Genomic DNA, 2,048 nt, shown 5'->3' on the forward strand with positions numbered 1-2,048 from the left:
GCTGGCGGCGGTGTCTACGACATTTCTTTTCGTACAGTGCCTAGTGCGCTTCTTTTTTTTCTACATCGTTTGATGTATAAAAATCGGAACCCGACAAGAGAGTTTCCCCCTATGGCCATGGATTTTCTGGATCAAGTCGAGAGCCTCCCACCTGAGCAAGCGATTGAGCGTCTGCTGGGCATTACTGCTGAAGAGCTACGCACGATCGCTCTCCAGTGCTACCGCGTAGCCTCGAATGCCGGCCCGCTGCAGCCGAAAGGCTCAAGGGGCACATTGGCTTGGATCTATGGCACGGAGGCGCTTCGGGCGTTGACCATTCCCAAAGGCTGGAAGCCAACGGATCCCAGCAATCAGCCACGGATTGTTTCCCCAGATAACAAGCATGCGATAACGCTGTGTTGCGGTGATGAGAATACGGGCAACCCCTATGCCATACCGCTCACACGTAACAAGAGAGGCAACCGGACCAGTCGCAGCGTTCATTACAATGTTCGCCAGTTAGACATGTTCCCGGTGGAACTCAGCGATAGGCAACGACTCCCACTAGACACGACTGCGGAGCAGATCCTTTGGATGCTGCTTTTCTACGTCGATGTGGAAAACCAGGTCGTGCATTACGAGCTCTCTAGGCCGATGAACATGGCCGACAACGGCAAGGTTGACGGATGGCAGCCGCGCTTTATCATGCCGCCCCTGAACCTTAATGCCCCCGACGATTTCAGTGGGCCGGACGCCAGTCCGTCTATCGATATCCCTGTGACACCGAGAACATGAACGACATAAGCGATTTCAATCCGGCCCGTTTGGTGCTAGCTCGTCAACGCCGTGGATGGACCAAGAAATCGCTTGCGGACGCAACATTGCTCAGCAGCAAGACGATTTCTTTGTACGAGAGTGGGGATCAGCTCCCAACAGAAGAGAGCTTGGGCAGCATTGCCCAGGCCCTTGGCTTCCCGATTACGTTTTTTAGTGGTCGCGATGTCGAGGCCCCAACGGAAGAAAATGCGAGCTTCCGTTCTTTTTCACGAATGACCGCTGGCCAGCGTGATGCAGCTCTTGCTGCCGGTGGTATTGCGTACATGCTAAGCGACTGGATCGACTCGCGATTTAACTTGCCGAGCCCTATGGTTCCGGACTGTTCCGGTATGGATCCAGAGGCCGCTGCAGAGGCGGTACGTGTTGAGTGGGGGTTAGGTCAGCTGCCTATTAGAAATCTGGTACACCTTCTTGAACTGAAGGGCGTCAGAGTTTTCTCTTTGGCCGAAGAAACCAATCAGGTCAACGCATTTTCTTGTTGGAGAAAAGGCACCACGCCGTTCGTTTTCCTGAATACCCAGAAGTCTGCAGAGGCAAGTCGGTTTGATGCTGCCCATGAGCTCGGGCACTTGGTGTTGCACAGACATGGCAGCAACAAGGGTAAAGAAGTGGAGAACGAGGCGAATGCTTTCGCGTCAGCCTTTCTCATGCCCTATCAAAGCATCCTCGCTCACGGCTGGAACATTCGCTCTGTAAAGGACATTGTGCGCGCCAAAAAGCTCTGGAATGTCTCGGCGATGGCGTTGGCCTATCGCCTTCACAAAACCAGTGTCCTCTCGGAGTGGATCTATAGAAGTATCTGTATCGAGCTTTCCACGATGGGGGCCAGGACTCAGGAGCCGGAGAGTTCTCAGCGAGAAACGTCACAGGTGCTTCAAAAAGTCTTGGGGCTCGCTAGAGATACCGGTCGCTCCTTGAGCGGAATTGCAAAAGAGTTGGATGTCGCGGTCGATGACCTGATCCCCATTCTGTTCAGTATGGCTCCCGTTGCCATAAGTGGGGACTTGGCAGCTCAACCGGTTACTGTACCGAGAAAGAAGCCCAATCTACGACTGGTCAAAACCTGACCCATATAAGGCCTTTACACCAAAAGCCGCCATTACAGGCGGCTTTGTTGGGGCAAAATACTAGCTGCTAGACGTAACCGTCCCGCCAAGTCGCCCGGACCTGCTTTTAGAAACCTAGATGCTGTAGTGGTCTACTAACCCCGGACACCTTTTTAGGCGAGAATG

2 protein-coding genes are annotated in these 2,048 nt (G+C 53.6%); both read left to right on the plus strand.

Features of this window, described 5'->3' with window-relative positions:
- Positions 1-774 (plus strand): hypothetical protein (locus K675_RS0115515; RefSeq protein ID WP_332308412.1); only part of this gene is annotated, 774 nt, incomplete at its 5' end.
- On the plus strand, positions 771-1,883 hold the full coding sequence (locus K675_RS0115520) for a helix-turn-helix domain-containing protein (RefSeq protein ID WP_017904420.1): 1,113 nt from the start codon (positions 771-773) through the stop codon (positions 1,881-1,883). The genes K675_RS0115515 and K675_RS0115520, both read left to right, overlap by 4 nt.
- Positions 1,884-2,048: the final 165 nt, after the last annotated feature.

It is taken from the genome of Pseudomonas fuscovaginae SE-1 (assembly GCF_000364705.1).
Classification (GTDB): domain Bacteria; phylum Pseudomonadota; class Gammaproteobacteria; order Pseudomonadales; family Pseudomonadaceae; genus Aquipseudomonas; species Aquipseudomonas fuscovaginae_A.

What these genes read in the sequence shown, in the direction of transcription:
- K675_RS0115520 (WP_017904420.1), top strand. Translation starts at nt 771, where the DNA reads ATGAACGACATAAGCGATTTCAATCCGGCCCGTTTGGTGCTAGCTCGT.